This window comes from Methylomonas sp. BG-2, from assembly GCF_057766305.1.
In genome coordinates, this window is the sequence record NZ_JBYMAP010000056.1 from 1 (window position 1) to 21246 (window position 21246).

The window sequence follows — 21246 nt, forward strand, 5'->3', positions numbered from 1 at the left end:
GAAGAGGATGTCGGGTAGCGCCGATGCCGTCGGACGATCCGTCAATTGCCGTTCATTCGCGGCAACCGCTGTAGCGCGCCACACCGTTTTACAAGTTAGGCGGAATGCGTGATCGCAAACGTCAGTCCCCTATTTTTGCCAATTCAAGCGACGGGCTGTCGGGCCGAGACCCGATTTCAAATATAATCCGTCGCGATAGCGACCCAAACTAAAAATCTAACAATGACCGATACCCCCGACATCCTGAAAACCATCCTCGCCAAGAAAGCCGAAGAAGTGGCGCGCCGCAAGAACAATACGCCGCTGACCATGCTGCAAGAATTGGCGGGCACCGTGCAAGGTCCGCGCGGCTTTTACCAAGCCTTGCGTAACAAGGCCGACCAGCAAAAGCCGGCGATCATCGCCGAAATCAAGAAGGCCTCGCCCAGCCAGGGCGTGATCCGCGAGGATTTCAAGCCGGTCGAGATTGCGGTCGATTACGCCTTCAACGGCGCGACCTGTTTATCGGTATTGACCGACAAGGAATTCTTCCAAGGCTCGGAAGCCAATCTGCAAATGGTGCGGGAACGTTGCCCGCTGCCGGCGATCCGCAAGGACTTCATGATCGATCCTTACCAAATCCACGAGTCGCGGGCATTGGGCGCCGATTGCGTGCTGCTGATCGTCGCGGCATTGGACGACGCGATGCTGAAGGACTTGGCCGACACCGCGACCGGCTTGGGCATGGACGTTTTGACCGAAGTACACAATGCCGAAGAACTGGAACGGGCCTTGGCGCTGAACACCAACATGATCGGCATCAACAACCGCAATCTGCGCACCTTCGAGGTGTCGCTGCAAACCACGCTGGACCTGAAAAGCACGATTCCGGCCGATAAATTGATCGTCACCGAAAGCGGCATTCACACCCCGGCCGACGTCAAATTGATGCAGGACAACGGCATTTACACCTTCCTGGTCGGAGAAGCCTTCATGCGCGCCGAATCGCCGGGCAAGAAAATGCGCGAATTGTTTTTCTAAAACAGCGGACCCGATCCGCGGTACCTGGCTTCGGCGCCTGCCGGCACGCGCGCTGGCGACGGTGGATTTCAACCACTGCCGGTGGATTTCGGCCGGAGCCGCCGGTTAAATCATCCTCGTGCTTAGTATAAGGTTCTCGCCGCCGAGAATGAAAAACCGAGTGCAACAGCGGCTTTAGCGGCAACACCCTCCGTCGCCGCTAAAGCGCCTGCCACGCCGGATTCGAATACCAGCGTTAGCCACAATCGACGGCGTTCCGACACCGGTTTGACCGTAGCTTGCCCAGCGGCTTTCACGGTCCTTGGCGGATTGCGACTTGCCATTTGCCGGCAATCTTCACCGCCGGCTTTTCCAGGCACCAAGCCGCCGATTCGTCTCTCAAGCTGGGTTTGGCCGAATCCTTGCTTTAAAAGCCTAGACCACGCGCAACCGACCCGGCGGTATCCGCCGCCCGCGCGTTTACCGACGGCGAAATCGATGGCGATCAGGCATTTTTCCAAATTCAGCATCCTGTGTTTATTCCTTTGGTGCGGCATTGGCCCGGCCTGGGCACAACGCGGGTTGACCGCCGAGCAGGCCTTGGCCCTGTTCTTTCAACGCAATCTGGATTTGATCGCCGGGCAATATAACCTCGATCAGGCGCGCGCTCAGGAAATCATCGCCGGCGCCATCCCCAATCCGGATTTCAATTTCCAGCTTTCCGAGATCGGCGACAATCCCAACATGGGTTCGGCGGCGCGCGGTTGTAATCACAATCCGAACGTATCCTGCGGACCCGCCGAGTATTTTTCGTTCAGCCAGTTGATCGAGATGGCCGGCAAGCGCGGCTTGCGCATCGAAAGCAGCGGCTTTGCCACCCAGGCTGCCGAGGCCGACTTGCGCGACGCGGTGCGCATCTTCGGCAACATGGTGTTGGACGCCTATTTCGACTTGCTGCTGGCGCAGAAAAACCGCTGGCTGGCTCGGGAAGCGGTCGGCCATTATCGGGACATCGCCGTGGCCAACCAGCTGCGCCTGAAAAGCGGCGACATCGCCGAAGCGGATTTCTTGCGGGTCAAAATGGAAGCCAGCCGCGCCGAAGCGGATCTGGACGCCGCCGAAGCGGCGGTCCGCCAGGCCCAGAGCGCGTTGGCGCAACTGTTGCGCTGGCCGGAGCCAGACGGGCAATTCGAAGCCGCCGAAGCTTGGCCGGCACTCAGCGATATCGGCCAACACGGCGACGAAGCCGCATTGCTCGATCAAGCGTTGCGCCAGCGCCCGGACTTGCAGGGCGACAAACGCCGCGCCGAGCAGGCGCAAAAAGAGTTGGAACTGGCCCGCCGTTTGAAATACCCGGACGTCACCGTCAACGCCGGCTATGCCCGCGACCCCAGCAATAATGCGCTGAATTCGTTTTTCGTCGGCGTCAGCGTGCCGGTGCCGGTGTTTTACCAATATCAGGGCGAGGCGGACAAGGCGACGGTCGGCTTGAACCAGGCGCAATTGGCCGTCGAGCAAACCGAACTGGCGATCCGTAGCGATGTGGCGAATGCGTTGGCCGCCTGGCGTAGCGCCAACAAAATCGCCCAACGCTACGAAAACGGCTTGTTGGCCGATGCTCAAACCGTGCGCGACAGCGCCGAACTGGCATTCAAAAAGGGCGCGACCGGCGTTTTGGATTTCATCGAAGCCCAACGCAGCTACAAAGCCGCGATGCGCGACTATTTCGCGGCCATGGTCGGCCGCGCCAACGCCTATTACGATCTGGCCAAAGCGCTCGGCAACGATACCCCGCTCGGCCAACCGGCCGCCCTCCCTGTTTCCGATCCTCAACCCTGATGACCACCTTATTTAAACAACCGTTAACCCTAAAAAGAGCCGTTGGCGTGTGTTGCGGGCCGTTCGTGCCGAACAATGTCGAAGCACGGACGGCTCGCAACACACTCACCCTCCGGGTGATTGAAAAATCTCGCTCGCCCTTCGACAAACTCAGGACGAACGGGATTTTTCATCGCCCAACTGCTCTTTTTAGGTTAACCGTTCTGATCCGAACCGCGCTGCTGGCCGGCTCGCTGGCGCTGATCGCCTGCAACGAAGCCGCCGACAAAACCCCGGCAGCCGCGACCGCCGCGAAGACGCCGGGCGAAGTGGTACTGCAAGCCGACTCGCCGAAACAGGCCTACGTCAAGATCCGCGAAGTCGCCTACAGCCGGCCGCCGGCGATGGAACCGCTCGCCGGCAAGGTGGCTTATGACGAAAACCGGACCTCGCGAATCAGCTCGCCGGTCGCCGGCCGGGTGATCGGCGAGCCGCTGGCCTTGGGTAGCCGGGTTACTGCCGGTTCGACGCTACTGGAATTGCACAGTCCGGAGGTCGCCGACGCGGAAGCCGATTACGCCAAGGCCCGGGCCGAAGCGACTCTGGCCAGCCGAGCCTATCAACGCCAGCGCGAACTCTACGAAGGCAAGGTCGTCGCCCGCAAGGATTTCGAACAGGCCGAGGACGATTTGCAACGGGCGCGTAGCGAAGTGCAACGCACCGAAACCCGCTTGAAAAATCTGCATCTGGCCGGTGCCCAAGCCAGCGGCCGGTTTGCGTTGAAGTCGCCGCTGGCCGGCAGCGTCGTCGAGCGCAACGTCAATCCCGGCCAGGAAGTTGGACCCGATACCGACCGGCCTTTATTCGTGGTGTCCGACTTGAGCCGTCTGACCGCGCTGCTGGACGTGTTCGAAATCCATCTGAGCAAGATCAAAGTCGGTCAACAGGTCGGCATCGAAGTTCCCGCCTACCCTGGCGAGCGCTTTTCAGCCGTGGTGCGCTACATCGGCCAGGTCTTGGACGAAACCAGCCGCAGCGTGCAAGTGCGTTGCGAATTGGTCAATCCGGACGGCCGCTTGCTGCCGGGCATGTATGCCAGCGTGACCCTGGAAAGCGACCCGGCCCAACAGGCCATCGTGATTCCGCTGACGGCGGTGTTCACCGAAGACGAATCGGATTACGTGTTCGTCGCGACCGGCGAAAACCGCTTCAAGCAAAAGCCGATCAAGATCGGCCTGCGGCTGAAAGACCAGGGCGTGGTGCTGGAAGGCTTGCAGCAAGGCGAACGTCTGGTGACCGAAGGCGCGCTGGTGTTGCGCGCCGAAGAAGACGCCGACGCGCCAGCCCACTGACGGATAAACCATGATCGCGCGCATCATCGCTTTTTGTTTACAGCAACGCTTGATGGCGATCGGCATGACGCTGGCCATCGCGGTGTCGGGCATCATCGCCTTTGAAAAACTGCCGGTTCAGGCCTTTCCGGACGTGCAGAACGTGTTCGTCCAGGTCGTGACTCAATATCCCGGCCAGGCGCCGGAAGAGGTCGAAAAGCTGGTCACGCTGCCGATCGAGCGGGAAATGAACGGTCTGCCGCATCTGTTGAATATGCGCTCGGTGTCGATCTTCGGCTTGTCGGTGGTGACGCTGACCTTCGACGACGACGCCGAGGATTATTTTTCGCGCCAGCAAGTGCTGGAGCGCCTACACAACGCCGACATCCCGGACGAGGTCAAGCCGCAATTGGGGCCGCTGTCGACCGGCGTCGGCGAGATTTACCGCTACGTGATCGACGCCAAGCATCTGCCATTGACCGAGCAGCGCGCGTTGCAGGACTGGGTGATAGAACCCAAGTTGCGCACTGTGCAGGGCGTCGCCGACGTGGTGTCCTACGGCGGCGGCGTGAAAGAGTACAAAGTGCTGGTGAAGCCGGATCGGCTGAAGAATTTTCAACTGGATTTGAATCAGGTTTACGCGGCGATCGCCGCCAATAACACCAACACCGGCGGCGGCTATATCGAGGATGGCGACGAAGCCTTGGTGGTGCGCGGGGTCGGTTTGCTGAAGTCGGCCGACGACATCGGCGATATCGTCGTTGCTAGCCGCGACGGCGTGCCGGTGCGTATCAAAGACATCGCCGAGATTACGGTCGGCCCGCAACCGCGCACCGGCATCGTCGCAATGAACCAGCGCGACGACATCGTCGAAGGCATCGTGCTGTTGATCAAGGGCCGCGACGCGGTGGAAGTGGTTAACGGCGTCAAGGACAAGATCGCCGAACTGAACCAGTTCGGCCTGCCGCCCGGCGTTAAAATCACGCCGATTTACGACCGCACCGAACTGGTCGGCCATACCGTGCATACCGTCGAACACAATATGATCGAAGGCGCGGCGCTGATTCTGGTTATTTTGCTGGTGTTTTTGCGCCGTTTTCTGGCGGCCCTGCTGGTGACGCTGATTATTCCGTTGTCGCTGCTGTTCGCGTTCATTCTGGTCGATGCCGGCGGCGTCTCGGCAAATCTGATTTCGTTGGGCGCGATCGATTTTGGGATTATCGTCGATAGCGCGGTGGTGCTGGTCGAGGCGGTGATGGTGCAAATTACGTTGGATTTGCAGCGCAAGGCCGACATTCGCCATCTGCGCCAATCGCTGTTGAATACCGCCACCGAGATGGGTCGGCCCATCCTGTTCTCCAAGGCCATCATCATCATCGCCTTTTTGCCGATTTTCACGTTCCAGCGCGTCGAAGCCAAAATCTTTTCGCCGATGGCCTACACCTTGAGTTTTGCGCTGGTAGCGTCGATGCTGTTCAGCCTGACCTTCGTACCGGCGATGCTAACCTATCTGCTCGGACCGAACATCGGCGAACGCCACAACCCCTTGGTACACGCGATGGAACGCCACTACCGGCGCTTGTTGGAATGGGTGTTGCGCCACGCCAAAGTCGTGTTCACGGCGGCGGTCGCGGCGCTGGTGTTGAGTTTTATGACCGTCCGGCTGATCGGTACCGAGTTCATGCCCAAACTGGACGAAGGCAACATCTGGCTGACCATCACTTTGCCGACGCCGGTCTCGCTGACCACCGCCAAGGACATCGAACGGCGGGTGCGCGGCAAGTTGGAAAGCTTCAGCGAGGCGAAAATGGTGCTGACCCAATTGGGCCGGCCCGAGGACGGCACCGACCCAAAAGGCTTCAACAACCTGGAAGCGCTAATTGATCTAAACCCGAAATCGAGTTGGCGTTACCATTCCAAGGACGAACTGGTGCGGGCGATGGACAAGGCGCTGGCGGTTTATCCCGGCCTGATGACCAACTTTTCCCAGGTGATTCAAGATAACGTCGAGGAGGCGATTTCCGGCGTCAAGGGCGAAATCGCGATCAAGGTGTTCGGCGGCGATTTGAAAACCTTGCAAGATCTGGCCAACCAAATCACCCAAATCCTGGCCTCGATCCGCGGCGCCACCGACGTGGCGGCCGAGCAGCAAGCCGGTCTGGCGCAAGCCATCGTCGAAATCGACCGCGCCAAGATTTCCCGCTACGGCATCAACGTCGCCGATGTGGAGCGGGTCATGGAAATCGGCATGGGCGGCAAGGCGGCTTCGCAGTTCCTGGAAGGCGAGCGGCGCTTCGACATTACCTTGCGTTATCAGGAAAACGCCCGTAATTCGATCGCCAGCCTGGAGAATTTGCTGGTCAGTTCGCCGGACGGTTTAAAAATACCGTTGGCGCAACTGGCGACGATCAAAATCAATCAAGGGGCGTCGCGTATCAGTCGCGAGGACAACATGCGGCGGATTGCGATCAAATGCAATCTGATCGACCGCGACCAGGGCAGCTTTGTCGCGGAGGCCCAGCAAAAAGTCGCCGCGCAAGTGGCCTTGCCGCCCGGCTATCATATCGTCTGGAGCGGTCAGTTCGAGAACCAGCAACGGGCGATGAAGCGTCTGGCCATCATTGTGCCGATCAGTCTGGGCTTGATTTTCGTGCTACTGTTCTGGGCCTTTATGTCGGTCAGAAACGCGTTGTTGATCGTGATGAACGTGCCGTTCGCGATGATAGGCGGCTTATTGATCTTGCTGGCGACCGGCATCAATTTGAGCGTGTCGGCGGCGGTCGGATTTATCGCCTTGTTTGGCATCGCGGTGCAAAATGGCGTGATTCTGGTCTCGCAGTTGAACAAATTGCGCCGCGAGGGTCAGACTCTGCACGATGCGATCGTCAACGGTTCGGTCAGCCGCTTGCGGCCGGTGGTGATGACCGCGCTGATGGCGATGCTGGGCTTGCTGCCGGCGGCGCTGTCGACCAGTGTCGGTTCGGAAACCGCCAAACCGTTCGCGGTAGTTATTATCGGCGGCTTGGCGACCGCCACGGTATTAACATTGACCTTACTACCGGCCCTGTACCGCTATTTTTCGGAAGCCGACGAGCCCTAGGACTGCCCATGAAAGAAATACGCGCCTACATCCAACCGCATAAACTCAACCCGTTGACGTTAGCGCTATTGGAGATTCCCGGTTTTCCCGGCATGTCGGTCATCGATTGCGAAGGCTTCGGCCGCGAACGAACCGAGCATATTCAGGACTACAAGCCGTTCTTGCCCAAGAAGCGTATCGAGATTTTCGCGCCGGACGCACTGGCCGAGCGCATATTTACCACGGTCATGCGCGTGGCCCATAGCGGCCACCACGGCGACGGCAAGGTGTATATGCTGGAGGTCCAAAAGGGCGGACGCATCAGTTCCGGCGAACGCGGCGGGGATTTGGCTTAAAACGGCCGGTCGGACATCCTGTCCGACCGACCCCAGCGCTTTACGGCAGTTTGACGGTGCGCGGCGCGTGCAGCGTCGCGGCCGTCGGATCGTAGGCCGGATGAGGCGGCAGGTAACGGCTTAGGTAGTCGACCAGCGCGTCGATGTCCTGCGCGCCGCCGAGCTTGTCGCCGCCCTGGATGAACACGCTGTAGTTGTCGCCGCCGGTGGCCATGAAGTTGTTGACCGTGACCCGGTAAGTTTGGTTGGGGTTGACTACCGCGCCGTTGCTGACGATCAGGTCGGTGGCGGTCGGGTTGCCGCCGGCGTCGTAAACGCTGAGCGATACATTGCGTACCTTCGCGCAAGCCGGCGAGGATTCGCTCCATTCCTGATGCAAGCCGTTGGAGATTTGCAGGATGCGTTGCGAGCTTTGGTTGTTCTTGGTCACGCCGTCGGACAACAGGCAACCGCCGCCGATGAATTGCTGCTCCAGCACATCTTTTATTTGCGCGGCGGTCAAGGTCAGCGTTACCAAGCTGTTGCCGAAGGGTTGCACGGTAAACGCTTCGCCGTAGCTGACGTCGTGCGGATAGCTGGCGGCGGTGAAGCCCGGATTGCGCACGCCGCCGGGATTCATCAGCGCAAACTGGGCGCCGCCGAATGCCGCCGCCGAGGTGGCCTGCCATTGCGCGTCGGCGATCAAATCGCCAGCCGCCATTTCGCCGGCCGGGTTGGCCGTGTTGGCGGCCGGGCTGCTGATCGTACCTATTGTGCGGGCCGCCAGCGGAGCCACCAATGCGGCATAACCATCGACGATGCCTTTGATTTCGGCGTCGGCCACATAGTTGGCGTCGGTTCTATCGACCGTGACGTTACGCGCATCGACCGCGACCACATCGCCGTTGGCGTGGTTGATGGTCAGGTCGATGTCGGTCAGCACCCGGCCGAAGGAGCTGGCCTGAGTCACCGGAATTGCACGGCCGGCCTTGTTCGGCAATTGGCAGATGAAACCGGTGTGGGTATGGCCGGAAATCACCAGGTCCACCGCGTTGTCCAGTTGGGCGACGATGCCTTTGACCGGCGACGCGGTCGGGTCTTGCAAGGCCGCCGAGCAGTCGTTGATGAAATTCGGCGCCGCGCTGCCTTGCGAGCCGCCTTGATGCAGCAGCACCACGATGGCTTGGACGCCTTGCGCGCGCAACTTCGGCACCAAACTGTTGACGGTGGCGGCTTCGTCCTTGAACGCCAGACCGGCGACGCCGGCCGGCGTGACGATGGTTGGGGTTTCCTTCAAGGTCAAGCCGATGAAGCCGACCTTAAGCTTACCGCCGGCGGTATTGAAACTCTTGATGCCGTAAGCCGGAAAAACGGTCTTGCCGTTCGCGACATTGACCACGTTGGCGGCCAAAAACTTGAATTTGGCGCCTTCGAACGGTACCGGCGTGCCGACATCGGCGCCCTTGCAGGTGTTGCTATCGGTCGGATGGCAGCCCCCGGCCTGCATCCGCAACAATTCATCCTTGCCCTCGTCGAACTCGTGGTTGCCGACCGCGTTGAATTCCAGGCCCAGTCGGTTCATGGTTTCTATCGTACCTTCATCGTGAAAGAAGGCCGAGATCAGCGGGCTGGCGCCGATCAGATCGCCGGCAGACACCACGACGCTGTTCGGATTTTCGGCCTTCAACGCATCGACGTAAGCGGCCAGCATATCGACGCCGCCGGCCGGCTTGCTGACGATCGCGGCGCCGGAGCCGCCGGCCTGCACGCCGAAATTGCCCGGCGATTGCAGGTTGCCGTGGAAGTCGTTGAACGCGACGATTTTAACGGTGCTGGTGGCGGCTTGCGCGCAACCTAACGTTGCCAATACGATGCCGGTCCCTGCGATCATTTGTTTGTTTTTCATGGCAATTCTCCCAATTATGCCGAACGGCGCCGGGCGACGGCAGCCAGCAAACCGCTTGCGGACAGCATTAGCCAAGCGGCGCCCGGCAACGGCACAGCGGTCAGGGCAACGCCGCCCAAGGTGGCGTTGAACGGCTGATCGTCGGCGTCCTGCGCCGAAACCGCCAGCAGACCGGTGATGTTGTGGCTACCGGCGCCGAGCAGGAACTGCCCGCGACTGAAGTCCGCTTGGCTCCAGGCCGCGTTAAAGTCGATCACGGTCGGCGTGTCGCCGTCTACGTAGTTGTTGATCCCGACACTGGTATAACCCAGCGCGACACCGTTATCGAATACCTGAAAACGGTCGCCGGAGAAACCGGCATCGACGACTTTCAGTAGCGCCGGACCGCTCAACGTGAACTCGAAAGCGATGGCGGAACCGTCGTCGGCGATCCAGCTCAGCGGATCGATGCCGGACTCGGCGGATAAATCGTCGATGACGAACTCGCGCCAGCCGGCGCCGGCCGCTAAAGCGACCGTTTGTGCCTGAGCCGGTAGCGCGCAGGCCAGCGCCACGGCCGCGAATAAACTTGCCTTGAACATAGTCTGTACCCCAGTTGCAAAATGCCGTTGATGTGGGCGGGGACGAAACCGTCCCCGCCGCCACTAGGCATTACAAACCGAGAATATGAAAAGCCGATGACGCTAGCGCGACAATTGCGTGGCACGCGGACAGACGCGTGGTGCTCTAATGGGGAAACGAGTGAGTTGAAGAGGAAAGGGATTTCCCGGATTGGCGGCTAAAACGAGAAAGCCCGGGACCGGTGAGTTATGCGAGGGACTAGCGGGCGATGCCGCCGCAACCGGCGGCATCGGTAGTATCAAGTCAGTAATTACTTACGAAAAATTGCGGCCGTAGAAGATTTCGGCCATTTCTTCCTGGAGCATTTCCTGGATTTCTTCCTGCTCCTCGTCGCTGAAATTACTTTCCTTTTCGAACAGGTAATTTTCCAGTTCGGTTTCCTTCAGCATCATCTTGGTATGGAAGATGTTCTCCTGATAGACGTTGACGTCGATCATTTGATAAAGCTCCTTGGTGCTTTCGGCGATGTAGTTTTGAATCGAGTTGATCTTGTGGTCGATGTAGATCTTCTGGCCGGTGACGTCGCGGGTGAAACCGCGCACCCGGTAATCCATGATGACGATGTCGGATTCGAAGCTATGTATCAGATAATTCAAGGCTTTCAACGGCGAAATTTGTCCGCAGGTCGATACGTCGATGTCGGCCCGAAAGGTGCAAATATCGGTGTCCGGATGGCTCTCCGGATAGGTATGCACGGTGATGTGGCTCTTGTCCAAATGCGCCAAAATCGTGTCGGGCAGCGGGCCGGGCGACTCGGAGTTCATGCCGGCCGGAATCACCGCGCCCTCGGAAATCAGCATCGTCACGCTGGCGCCTTGCGGGTCGTAATCCTGGTGGGCGATGTTCAAAATCTGCGCGCCGATGATGTTGGCGACATCCTTTAAAATCTGGGTCAGGCGTTTGGCGTTGTAGGCTTCGTCGATGTATTCGATGTAAGCCTTTTCTTGCTCCTTGGGCGCATAGCAAACGTCGTAAATGTTGAAGCTCAACGATTTGGTCAGGTTGTTAAACCCGTGTAATTGTAATTTGCTCAACCGCTTATCCCTCGATAACTTCGAAATCGTGGCTGATTTCCACGCCGGCCTTACCCAGCATGATCGACGCCGAACAATATTTTTCCGCGGATAGTTTTACCGCGCGCTCCACCGCCGAAGCCGGCAGGTTTTTTCCGGTCACCTTGAAATGCAGATGGATTTTGGTAAACACCGCGGGTACCGAATCGGCGCGTTCGGCGGTCAGTTCGGTGCTGCAATGCCCGATTTCGTGGCGGCCTTTCTGCAGGATGTCGACCACGTCGAACGACGAGCAGCCGCCGATGCCCAACAGCAGCATTTCCATCGGCCGCACGCCCAAATTTCTGCCGCCGTGGTCGGGCGGACCGTCCATCACCACCGTGTGTCCGCTGCCGGACTCGCCGACGAACAATCTGCCGTCGACCCATTTAATCGTTGCCTGCATCTTCCAACCCAAGTCGAATCCAAAATTGACGCGGATTTTACAACGAACCCGTCAAATGTCTTGATTTTTTTCCGAAACTCCTGCACCTTGATAAGGTAGCCAAACTAGTTCACAGAATTATTACAAATTATGAGCTTCGTTAAACAAAACAAGATCTCGCCTTCCGCTCTCGAAGCCTTTTTGCGCTTCTGCCATGTCCGGACCTATCCGGCCAAAATCACGATCGTGCGCCCCGGCGACGTCGGCGACAAATTGTTGTTTGTGGTCGACGGCTCGGTCAGCGTCAGTGTCGAGGACGAAGAAGGTCGGGAACTGATTCTGGCTTATTTGAACAAGCACGATTTCGTGGGTGAGATCGGCGTGTTCAAAAATGCCGAAACCCGTAGCGTACTGGTGAAAACCCGCACCAAGTGCCAGATGGCGGAAATCGGTTACGAGCGCTTCAAGCAATTGCTCAACGCCGATTTGCGCGATCAGGCGGTCGAAATTTTGACCGTGCTCGGCGAGCAACTTTCCACCCGCTTGCTGATTACCAGCCGCAAATACCGCGATCTGGCCTTCATGGACGTGGAGGGCCGCATTGCCAGGACCTTGCTGGATTTGTGCAAGGAGCCGGATGCCATCACCCACCCCGACGGCATGCAACTGCACATCACCCGTCAGGAAATCGGCCGTATTGTCGGTTGCTCACGGGAAATGGCCGGCCGGGTATTGAAGGAACTGGAAGACAAGGGCTTGATCACCGCCCACGGCAAAACCATCGTCGTATTCGGCACCCGCTGAATCGTCAAGCAAATCGGCGGCCGCTCCACCGGAACGGCCGCCGCGATCATTTAAATAGCGAATCGAACAATTCCCGCATCGCCGTCCAGGATAGCCGGTCGGCTTCCGCGTTGTAAGCCACGTCCAGTTGATTGGCCTTGCCGAGGCGGTCGGCGTCCGGATTGGTGAAGCCGTGTTTGACGCCCGGATAATTGACGAAGCGATAATCCGCGTTGGCCAGCCGCATTTCCTGCTCGAAGTCTGCGATGCTTTGCGGCGTCACGAAGCCGTCCGCCGCGCCGTTCAATACCAAGACTTTAGCCTTGACGCCGCCGGGTTTAGCCGGGGTATCGGTTACCAGATTGCCGTGAAAGCTAACCACGGCCGCCAGCTCGACGCCTTGCCGCGCCATGTTCAATACCGTCGAGCCACCGAAGCAGTAGCCGATCGCGGCGATCTTGCCGGCATCGACGCCGGGTTGTTCCCGTAACAGTTGCAAGGCCGCCAGAAAGCGTTGCTTGGCGACATCGGCTTTTTCCAACACCGATTTCATGAAGGCCGACGCTTCGGCGGCGTGTTCGCTGGATTTGCCGTCGCCGTACATGTCCACCGCCAACGCGGTATAACCCAGCTCGGCCAGCATTTTGGCGCGCTGGCGGGCATAGTCGTTCAGGCCCCACCATTCGTGGACCACCAGCACGCCGGGTTGTTTGAGGCCCTTGGCGTCGTCCCAGGCCAGATAGCCGCGCAGCCGGGTATCGCCGGCGCTGTATTCGACAGTCTGCTCGCGCAACGCGGCTTGGGCGCCGCTCGCGATTAACAGGCTTAACACTAGCCAAATCGGTTTCATCGTTTACTCCTAGTTGCGAAAATGGTCGGACGGGTTTTTTATCGCAATCTGTGTTGAAATGCCACCGAAATCGGCGCCGCCGGCGCCCTCTGCTCCTCCCGATCAGCGATATGAAGCCATCGAAACCCGCCGCCGTTTGGCGGCAAATCCCCGGCGGCGTGTGGGCGCTGGGCTTCGTCAGCCTGTTGATGGACATTTCCTCGGAAATGATTCACAGCCTGCTGCCCTTGTTCATGGTCGGCACGCTAGGCGCCAGCACGTTGAGCGTCGGCTTGATCGAAGGCGCCGCCGAAGCCACCGCGCTGATCGTCAAGGTCTTTTCCGGCGTCGCCAGCGATTACCTGGGCAAGCGCAAGAGTCTGGCGCTGATCGGTTACGGTCTGGGCGCGCTGACCAAACCGCTGTTCGCTGTCGCCGCCAGCAGCGGCATGGTGCTGACCGCCCGCTTGTTGGACAGGGTCGGCAAAGGCATACGCGGCGCGCCGCGCGACGCGCTGGTGGCCGATTTGGCGCCGGCGGCGATTCGCGGCGCGGCCTTCGGCTTGCGGCAATCGCTGGACAATATCGGCGCGTTTCTGGGCCCGTTATTGGCGGTGGGCTTGATGCTGTGGTGGAACAACGACTTTCGGGCCGTGTTTTGGGTGGCGGTGATTCCGGGCGTCTTGGCGGTTCTGATGCTGTTGGTCGGGGTCAAGGAACCCAAGCATTTGGCCAAGGCCAGGCACGGCAATCCGATCCGCCGCGCCAATTTGCGGCGCTTGGGCAAGACTTACTGGCGGGTCGTGGCCATCGGCGCGGTGTTCACGTTGGCGCGCTTCAGCGAGGCGTTTTTGGTGCTCAGGGCGCAACAGGGCGGCATTGCGTTGGCGCTGGTGCCGCTGGTGATGGTGGCGATGAATATCGTCTATTCCGCGACCGCCTATCCGTTCGGGAAATTGTCGGACCGGATCTCGCCGGCCCGCTTGCTGAGCTGGGGCTTGCTGGTGCTGATCGGCGCGGACCTGGTATTGGCCGGCAGCGCCGATTGGCGGGCGATGCTGGTCGGCGTCGGTTTATGGGGCGTGCACATGGGGATGACCCAAGGCCTGCTGGCCAAACTGGTGGCGGACACGGTGCCGGCCGACTTGCGCGGCACCGGTTTCGGTTTTTTCAATCTGATTGCCGGGCTGGCGATGCTGGCGGCCAGCATCGTCGCCGGCTGGTTGTGGGATAGCCACGGCGCCGCGCTGACTTTCGTGGCCGGCGCGATATTCTCCGGCATCGCCTGGCTGCTACTGCAACTCGATCGTCGCGCGCGGCATCGGAAGAACTGAGTTTTCCGCTCGTCGCGGCGGGCGCATACCATCGGCCACTTTCCAAAGCCGGACGTTAAGTGTAAGTTAATACTTACAAGCGGCGTCGTTCGACCGCCGTGTCGCCAGTTCGAGGCCTGCCGTGAATTTCGCTCCCTTCCCCGCTCTGCAACAATCTCACAAATGGCAAGTTTGGCTGCTGGCCGTTGCGTTGGCACTGTTGCTGACCGAAACCATCGTCGCCGCGATGAGCTGGCTGTTCCACGGCGAAATCACTTGGGATTATTTGTTGACCGGCTTGGTGGCCTCGCTGATCGTTGCGTCGCTGGTATCGGGCTTGACGGTATGGCTGCTGGAAAAAATGGCCTCGCTGGACCGCAGCGTGCTCAAACTGAACGCCATCATCGACGCCCTGCCGATACCGATCGCCTTATTCGACGCCGACCGCCGGATATTGCGGCTAAATCCGGCCTTCAGCGCCGCCTTCGGCTATGCCGCCGCCGATATTCCCGATGTCGAAGCCTGGCGCAGTAAAGCCTATCCGGACAGCGACTATCGCTACTGGGTGACCGACGAATGGCAGCGTCGGCTGGACAGCAAGTTGCCCCGCTTCGAACCGCTGGAATTGAAGGTGTCTTGCAAGAACGGCGCGACCAAAAACGTGATTGCCACCGTCACCCCGCTAGGTCCGGTTTGCGATCACCTGCACTTGGTGGTGTTGTACGACGTGTCGGAACGGGTCGAGGCGATGAACGCGCTGGCCGAATCGCGCAACTTGTTGCAACTGGTCATCGAAACCATTCCGTTGCGGGTGTTCTGGAAGGACTGCGCTTCCCGTTATCTGGGTTGCAATGCCTTGTTTGCCAAGGATAGCGGCGCTCCGGACGTGACGGAGGTGATCGGCAAACTCGACACCCAATTGGCTTGGCGCCAGCAAGCCGAGTTGTATCAACGCGACGACCGCTGGGTTATCCAGTCCGGCCAACCGAAACTGACCTACGAAGAACCGCAAACCACGCCCGGCCACGGCGAGATCATCTTACGCACCTCAAAAGCGCCGCTACGCAATCGGCGCGGCGAAACCATCGGCGTACTCGGTGTTTACGACGACATCACCGAATTCAAGCAAATCGAAACCGAGCTGTGGTTTACCCGAGCCATGGTCGATAAAAGCAAGACCGCCTTCTACTGGCTGGAGGAAAGCGGCCGTGTCACCTACATCAACGATTACGCCTGCGAATCGCTGGGTTACAGTCGCGCCGAATTGCTGGGCATGACGCCCTGGCAGCTCGATCCCGATCTGCACCAGGCCGACTGGCCGATGCTGTGGCAACGTCTGCAAGCCGAGGACGTCGTCACGCTGGAGAGCCGACACCGGCGCAAGGACGGTACCTTGGTGCCGGTCGAAATTACCGGACATTACATTCGTTACCGCGATCGCTCGCTGATGTTCGCCTTCGCCCAAAACATCGCGGAACGCAAGCAGGCCGAAACCCAGTTACGCATCGCCGCCACCGCATTTGAGTCACAGGAAGGCATGGCTATCACCGATGCCGACGCGGTGATCCTGAAAATCAATCTGTCGTTTAGCGAAATGACCGGTTACAACGCGGCCGACGCGGTGGGCCGCAACCTGAGCTTGCTGCATTCGGATATTCATGACAGCCGCTTTTACGACGAATTGTGGAACAGCCTGCGCCGTAACGGCGTCTGGCAGGGCGAACTGTGGAACCGGCACAAGAACGGCACGGTGTTTCCGGTCTGGCAAACCATGACCGCCGTGCGCGGCGCGGACGGCGCCATCACCCATTTTGTCGCGGCCATGACCGACATCAGCGAGCGCAAGGCCATCGAAGACCATGTCCACCATCTAGCCCACCACGATCCCTTGACCGACCTGCCCAACCGCATCCTGCTCAGCGACCGCTTGCGCCAGGCGCTGGCGCAAGCCAGACGCGAACAAAACCAACTGGCCCTGATTTATCTGGACCTGGACCAGTTCAAACCGGTTAACGACCGTTGCGGTCACGACATCGGCGATTTGTTGTTGCAAGACGTGGCCTGCCGGCTACGCGCCTGCGTCCGCCGCGAGTCGGATACGGTATCCCGGCTGGGCGGCGACGAGTTCGTGGTTCTGTTGCCGCAAATCGACGGCGAACACGACGTGGTCGCGATTTCCGAAAAGATTCTGGAGGCTTTGACTCGGCCGTTTTCGCTCGAGCAGCATACGGTGAACATTTCGACCAGTCTGGGCATCGCGGTTTATCCCCATCACGGGACCGACGTTAAAACCCTGATGAAGCATGCCGACCAAGCGATGTATCAAGCCAAATGCGCCGGCAAGGGCTGTTATCGTTTCTACGGCGACTCGGTCGAGACGCCGGCCGGTGAGGACTGATCGCCCAGCCACCGGCCCAATTCCGGCGTAAAGCGCCGGCCTTGCGCGTCGACAAAACGAAACGGCACCGACACCAACTCCATGCCGCGATTGATCTGCACCGCAAAATGCAGATGCGGTCCGGTGGTGAATCCGGTGTTGCCCGAAAACCCGATCAACTGTCCCGCCGACACCCGCTCGCCGCTCTTGACCCGAGCTTTCTCCAGCGCAAGATGGGCATAGATCGCCATCGTGCCGTCGTCGTGGCCGATGCGAATACTGTTGGCTTTGCCGGCGTAGGCCGGTTCGGTGCCGTTGCCGTCGTAGTCGTTTTCGACATCCAGCACGACGCCGGCGCGCGCGGCATGCACCGGCGTATCGACCGGCATCATGATGTCCACCGCGTATCGGTTCTGGATGTCGGTATGGCTGTATTCGCCGCCGAAACCTTGGGTGATTTGAAAGCGGCTCCCCGATGCCAGCGGCGCGCGGTATTCGGCGTCCGCAGGCGTTTCGGCCAGCGGCTGGCCGAGGACGTAGCGGTATTGCAAACCATAGCGCCACCGGTTGGCGCCGGGAACGGCGCCAATCGCGAACAGCGGTGCCGACAGGCCGGGACCGACGACAAAACGGCGCGGCAGCTGCGGCAGAGCCTCGACGTTTTCGCCGTCCTTCCAGTCGATCTCGACTTCAATCGGTCCGGGATAGGTGTTGCGAACCGCGAAGTTCGCGCGGCGGTCATCGCCGGATTTTTCCAGCCAAACCCGCTGAGCGGCGGCCGGCTTCATCGGCCTGACCTCGACCGGCCCCGCGCCCGGCGGGGCCTGGTCGCTATAATGCCAGAGACCTTGGGAGTCGCGGTATTTGTAGAGTTTTTTGGCGTCGGCGCCGCCGCAAATCAGCGCCAGCAACATCGCCAAGCCGCCGCGCGCCGACACGCCGCGAGTTACTTCCGGGTAGAGCTGAAGGTGTAGGATTTGACCAAGCCCTGGTTATCGAAGCGAATCAGCAAATCCTGCGTGTCGTCGCCGCCGAACAGCGAATATTTGTAGATGCCGTAGGTCCAGGTAGGGCGGCCGTCTTCCATTCCGGTACGCCAAGGCGTGCCGAACAATTCGGTGATGTCCTGCTTGCGGGTTTGGCCGACTTTGATTTCCGGTACCCTGGACGCGGCGAATTCCTGGCCGACCGTGACGCAGCCGCTGAGCGGAGCGGCGACCAGGGCGGAAATCGCCAGGGCCGAGCCCAGGGAAACAGCCCGCGGGCTGAAAATTTTCGCGATATTTCTCATAAGCATTGCCTGATAGGGAAATTGATTGATATAAGTAGCGGAACGCCGCGTATCTTAGCCGGTTCCCGCGACGATTCGAAATTTTTAGCCCGAGAGTCGATTACCATGCCAGCCTCAGCCGATAGCCTTCCCCTCGATAGCCTGCGCTTCGACAACCGCTTCGTTCGCGAGTTGCCGGGCGACCCCGAACCCGACAATTTTCGCCGCCAAGTGTATGCGGCCTGTTATTCGAAAGTCACGCCGACCCGGGTCAAGAATCCGCAACCGGTGGCCTACGCCGCCGATTTGGCCGAAGCGCTGGGCATCGCCGAGGAGGTCTGCCGCTCGGACGACTTTTGCCAAGTTTTCGCCGGCAACCGGTTGGCGGCCGGGATGGAACCGTTCGCGATGGGATACGGCGGCCATCAGTTCGGCCATTGGGCCGGACAATTGGGCGACGGCCGCGCCATCAATCTCGGCGAAGTCATCTGCCCGGACGGCTCGCGGCAAACTCTGCAACTGAAGGGCGCCGGCCTGACGCCGTATTCGCGTAGCGCCGACGGCCTGGCGGTACTACGCTCGTCGATTCGGGAGTTTTTGTGCAGCGAGGCGATGCACCACCTGGGCGTGCCGACCACCCGCGCGCTCAGCGTCGTGTTGACCGGCGAAACCGTGGTGCGCGACATGTTTTACGACGGCAATCCGCAATTGGAACCGGGCGCGATAGTCTGCCGGGTGGCGCCGTCCTTCGTCCGCTTCGGCAACTTCCAATTATTCACCGCCCGCGACGACCTGGAGTCGCTGAAAGCCTTGGTCGACTACACGATACGCAACGACTTTCCGGAATTGGGCGAGCCGTGTACCGGGGTTTACCTGCAATGGTTCGCCGAAGTCTGCCGCAAAACCGCCGAAATGGTGGTGCATTGGCAGCGGGTCGGCTTTGTGCACGGCGTGATGAATACCGACAACATGTCGATTCTGGGTTTGACCATCGATTACGGCCCCTACGGCTGGCTGGAAAACTACGATCCGGACTGGACACCCAACACCACCGATGCCCAAGGCCGCCGCTACCGTTACGGCAACCAGCCCAAGATTGCCTACTGGAATCTGGTGCAACTGGCCAATGCCTTGTATCCGCTGGTCAAGCGCGCCGAGGGCTTGCAGCAGGCCCTGCAAAGCTATACCGATACCTTCGACCGGCAATGGCAGGCGACGCTGGCCGCCAAACTCGGCCTGTCGGCATTCGATGCCGACGCCGGTGACGAGGCTCTAACCCACCGCGTCTTGAAGCTGCTGCAGAACGCCGAAACCGATATGACGCTGTTTTTCCGGCAACTGGCCGACATCGATATCACGGAATCAGCGGACGGCGATGCCGAATTTATCGATCTGTTGCAACGCAACAGCTACGAGACCTTGAGCGAAGCCGTCGTCGAAATGGCCGAACGTTGGTTCGGCGATTACCGCAAGCGGCTGTTAAGCGACGGCCTGCCGCAAAGCCAGCGCCGGGAAATCATGAATCGGGTCAATCCCAAATACGTGTTGCGCAACTATTTGGCTCAACAAGCCATCGATCTGGCCGAGCAGGGCGATTTCAGCCTGGTTTGGGAATTACTGGATTTGTTGCGCGCACCGTATGCCGAACAACCCGAGCGCGCTGGGTTTGCCGCGAAGCGGCCGGATTGGGCCAAGGAACGCGCCGGTTGTTCGATGCTATCGTGCAGTTCGTAAATTTCCGAGTCAAAACCTAGCGCCTAGCCCGGCATGGCTTATTATTGTCGCTTGATTTTTCGCTGAGTCACTCAAAGGAGCTCTCATGGCCATAGGAACCGTTACCGTCGTCACCGGCACCGTTACCGCGCTTTCCGCCGACGGCGGCCGACGCATACTGCAGGTGGGCGACCGCATCGAGGCGACGGACATCTTGGAAACCGCGGAAGGCGCGACTTTGGTGGTTGCATTGGATGGCGGCGGCAGCCTGGACATGGGCGGTAACGATCGGATGGCGCTTGGCGACGCGTTGCCGGACGGTAGCGAGATAACCGCGAACGGACAGGCCCAAGCCAGCGGCCCTAGCGTGGAAGACATTCAGGCCGCGTTATTGGCCGGCCAAGATCCGACCAAGATTGCCGACCCCACCGCGGCCGGCGCACCGGCGGCGGGCGGCGGACCCGGCGCCGGCAATGAGGGCCACGGCATCGTCAGCATCGATTATTTGAATCCGGTCGCGCCGGTCACCAACGGCTTCGATACGATAGGTCCGGTCGTGGCGTTCAACGACATCGCCCCGCAAGTCCTGCTGCTGGAACCGCGCCGTTTGCCGGCGACGGCGGATGGCGGAATCAACCAACCGCCGATCGCGGTCGACGACGGCTCGAGTGGATTGCCGGCCGGCACGCCGGTCACGTTGGACGTGCTCGGCAACGACAGCGACCCGGATGGCACACTCGATCCAAGCACTGTGCAAATCGTCGGCACGGCGGCGCCCGGGCAGTCGCTGACGGTGGCCGGCGAGGGCGTGTGGAGCGTGGATCCCGTCAGCGGTGCGATCACGTTTACTCCCGCCGAGGGTTTCGTCGGCGATCCAACACCGATTCAATACAGTGTCGCCGATAATCTTGGCCTGCGCTCCGACCCGGCCACGATCAGTATTGATTACAACCGACCGCCGGAGGCCGGCGACGATAAGATTTCCGGCCTGACTCCAGGCAGCTCGGCGACATTGACCGTATTGACCAACGACAGCGATCCGGACGGTAGCGTCGATCCGGCCAGTATCCAAATTGTCGGCACGTCGGCGCCGGGCCAAGCACTGGGCGTCGCCGGCCAGGGTACCTGGAGCGTCAACCTCGAGTCCGGCACCATCAGCTTTACGCCGGTCGCCGGCTTCGTCGGCGATCCGACGCCGATTCAATACACCGTCGCCGACAACCTGGGATTGCGTTCGGAGCCGGCCACGGTCAGCGCCGATTACGACCCGGCGGTCACCTCGCTCAATTTGGCCGTTGACGAAAGCGACGCCGACCGATCCGCTGTCGGCGCTTTCACGATAGACGGCGCCGCGCCGGCTTCGGTTACGTTGGCCGCCACCGGAGCCACTTGGAACCCGGCGACGCAAACCTTGACCGACGATGGCGGTAAATTC

Annotated in this window: 17 protein-coding genes; 10 read left to right on the top strand and 7 right to left on the bottom strand. The window is 60.2% G+C overall.

The annotated features are described in order from the left end of the window. Positions 1 to 222: 222 nt before the first annotated feature. The 5 genes from trpC (at position 223) to AC3B8H_RS07465 (ending at position 7583) form a co-directional block, all read left to right on the top strand. Entirely contained in the window at positions 223 to 1020 is a 798-nt protein-coding gene (gene trpC / locus AC3B8H_RS07445; RefSeq protein ID WP_488440972.1) for an indole-3-glycerol phosphate synthase TrpC, read from the top strand. Between the two features lie 477 nt (positions 1021 to 1497). Next, positions 1498 to 2838 (top strand): TolC family protein, encoded by a 1341-nt coding sequence (locus AC3B8H_RS07450; protein WP_488440973.1) that lies wholly within the window; start codon positions 1498 to 1500, stop codon positions 2836 to 2838. Further along, positions 2838 to 4169: an efflux RND transporter periplasmic adaptor subunit gene (locus AC3B8H_RS07455; RefSeq protein WP_488440974.1), complete on the top strand. Its 1332-nt coding sequence runs from the start codon at positions 2838 to 2840 to the stop codon at positions 4167 to 4169. Before AC3B8H_RS07450 ends, AC3B8H_RS07455 begins: the two co-directional genes overlap by 1 nt. Before the next feature lie 10 nt (positions 4170 to 4179). Next, the gene (locus AC3B8H_RS07460; RefSeq protein WP_488440975.1) at positions 4180 to 7248 is read left to right on the top strand and encodes an efflux RND transporter permease subunit; all 3069 of its coding nucleotides are present in this window, start codon (positions 4180 to 4182) and stop codon (positions 7246 to 7248) included. Positions 7249 to 7256: 8 nt separating this feature from the next. Beyond that, positions 7257 to 7583, top strand: coding sequence for a P-II family nitrogen regulator (locus tag AC3B8H_RS07465; protein WP_488440976.1), 327 nt, complete (start codon positions 7257 to 7259; stop codon positions 7581 to 7583). A gap of 40 nt (positions 7584 to 7623) precedes the next feature. Here the strand turns inward: AC3B8H_RS07465 and AC3B8H_RS07470 are convergent, their stop codons facing one another. The 4 genes from AC3B8H_RS07470 to AC3B8H_RS07485 all read right to left on the bottom strand — a co-directional run bounded on the left by AC3B8H_RS07470 (position 7624) and on the right by AC3B8H_RS07485 (position 11547). Then, positions 7624 to 9468, bottom strand: a complete 1845-nt coding sequence (locus tag AC3B8H_RS07470) for a bifunctional metallophosphatase/5'-nucleotidase (protein ID WP_488440977.1) — start codon at positions 9466 to 9468, stop codon at positions 7624 to 7626. A gap of 14 nt (positions 9469 to 9482) precedes the next feature. Next, positions 9483 to 10049 (bottom strand): hypothetical protein, encoded by a 567-nt coding sequence (locus tag AC3B8H_RS07475; protein ID WP_488440978.1) that lies wholly within the window; start codon positions 10047 to 10049, stop codon positions 9483 to 9485. Between the two features lie 294 nt (positions 10050 to 10343). After that, a complete protein-coding gene (gene speD / locus AC3B8H_RS07480; protein WP_064026426.1) occupies positions 10344 to 11123 on the bottom strand; it encodes an adenosylmethionine decarboxylase in 780 nt (259 codons plus the stop codon). A gap of 4 nt (positions 11124 to 11127) precedes the next feature. Further along, positions 11128 to 11547, bottom strand: a complete 420-nt coding sequence (locus tag AC3B8H_RS07485) for an OsmC family protein (protein WP_488440979.1) — start codon at positions 11545 to 11547, stop codon at positions 11128 to 11130. Positions 11548 to 11676: 129 nt separating this feature from the next. Between AC3B8H_RS07485 and crp the strand changes: the two genes are divergently transcribed. Further along, a complete protein-coding gene (gene crp, locus AC3B8H_RS07490) occupies positions 11677 to 12330 on the top strand; it encodes a cAMP-activated global transcriptional regulator CRP (RefSeq protein WP_064026430.1) in 654 nt (217 codons plus the stop codon). A 46-nt stretch (positions 12331 to 12376) separates the two neighbouring features. Here the strand turns inward: crp and AC3B8H_RS07495 are convergent, their stop codons facing one another. Continuing rightward, positions 12377 to 13159 (bottom strand): dienelactone hydrolase family protein, encoded by a 783-nt coding sequence (locus AC3B8H_RS07495; protein WP_488440980.1) that lies wholly within the window; start codon positions 13157 to 13159, stop codon positions 12377 to 12379. Between the two features lie 110 nt (positions 13160 to 13269). Here AC3B8H_RS07495 and AC3B8H_RS07500 point away from each other — a divergent pair, with 110 nt between their 5' ends. Next, entirely contained in the window at positions 13270 to 14472 is a 1203-nt protein-coding gene (locus tag AC3B8H_RS07500; protein ID WP_488440981.1) for an MFS transporter, read from the top strand. A gap of 121 nt (positions 14473 to 14593) precedes the next feature. Next, positions 14594 to 16849, top strand: coding sequence for a PAS domain S-box protein (locus tag AC3B8H_RS07505; RefSeq protein WP_488440982.1), 2256 nt, complete (start codon positions 14594 to 14596; stop codon positions 16847 to 16849). On the opposite strand, the gene AC3B8H_RS07510 is transcribed toward AC3B8H_RS07505, so the two are convergent. Both AC3B8H_RS07510 and bamE read right to left on the bottom strand, forming a co-directional pair. Continuing rightward, the gene (locus tag AC3B8H_RS07510; RefSeq protein ID WP_488440983.1) at positions 16810 to 17766 is read right to left on the bottom strand and encodes a peptidoglycan DD-metalloendopeptidase family protein; all 957 of its coding nucleotides are present in this window, start codon (positions 17764 to 17766) and stop codon (positions 16810 to 16812) included. The genes AC3B8H_RS07505 and AC3B8H_RS07510 overlap by 40 nt on opposite strands. 8 nt (positions 17767 to 17774) lie before the next feature. Further along, entirely contained in the window at positions 17775 to 18119 is a 345-nt protein-coding gene (gene bamE / locus AC3B8H_RS07515) for an outer membrane protein assembly factor BamE domain-containing protein (RefSeq protein ID WP_488440984.1), read from the bottom strand. Positions 18120 to 18224: 105 nt separating this feature from the next. Between bamE and AC3B8H_RS07520 the strand changes: the two genes are divergently transcribed. Beyond that, a complete protein-coding gene (locus AC3B8H_RS07520; RefSeq protein WP_488440985.1) occupies positions 18225 to 19832 on the top strand; it encodes a protein adenylyltransferase SelO in 1608 nt (535 codons plus the stop codon). Between the two features lie 85 nt (positions 19833 to 19917). Then, positions 19918 to 21246 (top strand): retention module-containing protein (locus tag AC3B8H_RS07525; protein WP_488440986.1); only part of this gene is annotated, 1329 nt, incomplete at its 3' end.

Bases quoted from the DNA above. Each gene is read 5' to 3' on its own strand.
- trpC (WP_488440972.1), top strand. From the start codon at position 223: ATGACCGATACCCCCGACATCCTGAAAACCATCCTCGCCAAGAAAGCC.
- AC3B8H_RS07450 (WP_488440973.1), top strand. From the start codon at position 1,498: ATGGCGATCAGGCATTTTTCCAAATTCAGCATCCTGTGTTTATTCCTT.
- AC3B8H_RS07455 (WP_488440974.1), top strand. From the start codon at position 2,838: ATGACCACCTTATTTAAACAACCGTTAACCCTAAAAAGAGCCGTTGGC.
- AC3B8H_RS07460 (WP_488440975.1), top strand. From the start codon at position 4,180: ATGATCGCGCGCATCATCGCTTTTTGTTTACAGCAACGCTTGATGGCG.
- AC3B8H_RS07465 (WP_488440976.1), top strand. From the start codon at position 7,257: ATGAAAGAAATACGCGCCTACATCCAACCGCATAAACTCAACCCGTTG.
- AC3B8H_RS07470 (WP_488440977.1), bottom strand. From the start codon at position 9,468: ATGAAAAACAAACAAATGATCGCAGGGACCGGCATCGTATTGGCAACG.
- AC3B8H_RS07475 (WP_488440978.1), bottom strand. From the start codon at position 10,049: ATGTTCAAGGCAAGTTTATTCGCGGCCGTGGCGCTGGCCTGCGCGCTA.
- AC3B8H_RS07485 (WP_488440979.1), bottom strand. From the start codon at position 11,547: ATGCAGGCAACGATTAAATGGGTCGACGGCAGATTGTTCGTCGGCGAG.
- crp (WP_064026430.1), top strand. From the start codon at position 11,677: ATGAGCTTCGTTAAACAAAACAAGATCTCGCCTTCCGCTCTCGAAGCC.
- AC3B8H_RS07495 (WP_488440980.1), bottom strand. From the start codon at position 13,159: ATGAAACCGATTTGGCTAGTGTTAAGCCTGTTAATCGCGAGCGGCGCC.
- AC3B8H_RS07500 (WP_488440981.1), top strand. From the start codon at position 13,270: ATGAAGCCATCGAAACCCGCCGCCGTTTGGCGGCAAATCCCCGGCGGC.
- bamE (WP_488440984.1), bottom strand. From the start codon at position 18,119: ATGAGAAATATCGCGAAAATTTTCAGCCCGCGGGCTGTTTCCCTGGGC.
- AC3B8H_RS07520 (WP_488440985.1), top strand. From the start codon at position 18,225: ATGCCAGCCTCAGCCGATAGCCTTCCCCTCGATAGCCTGCGCTTCGAC.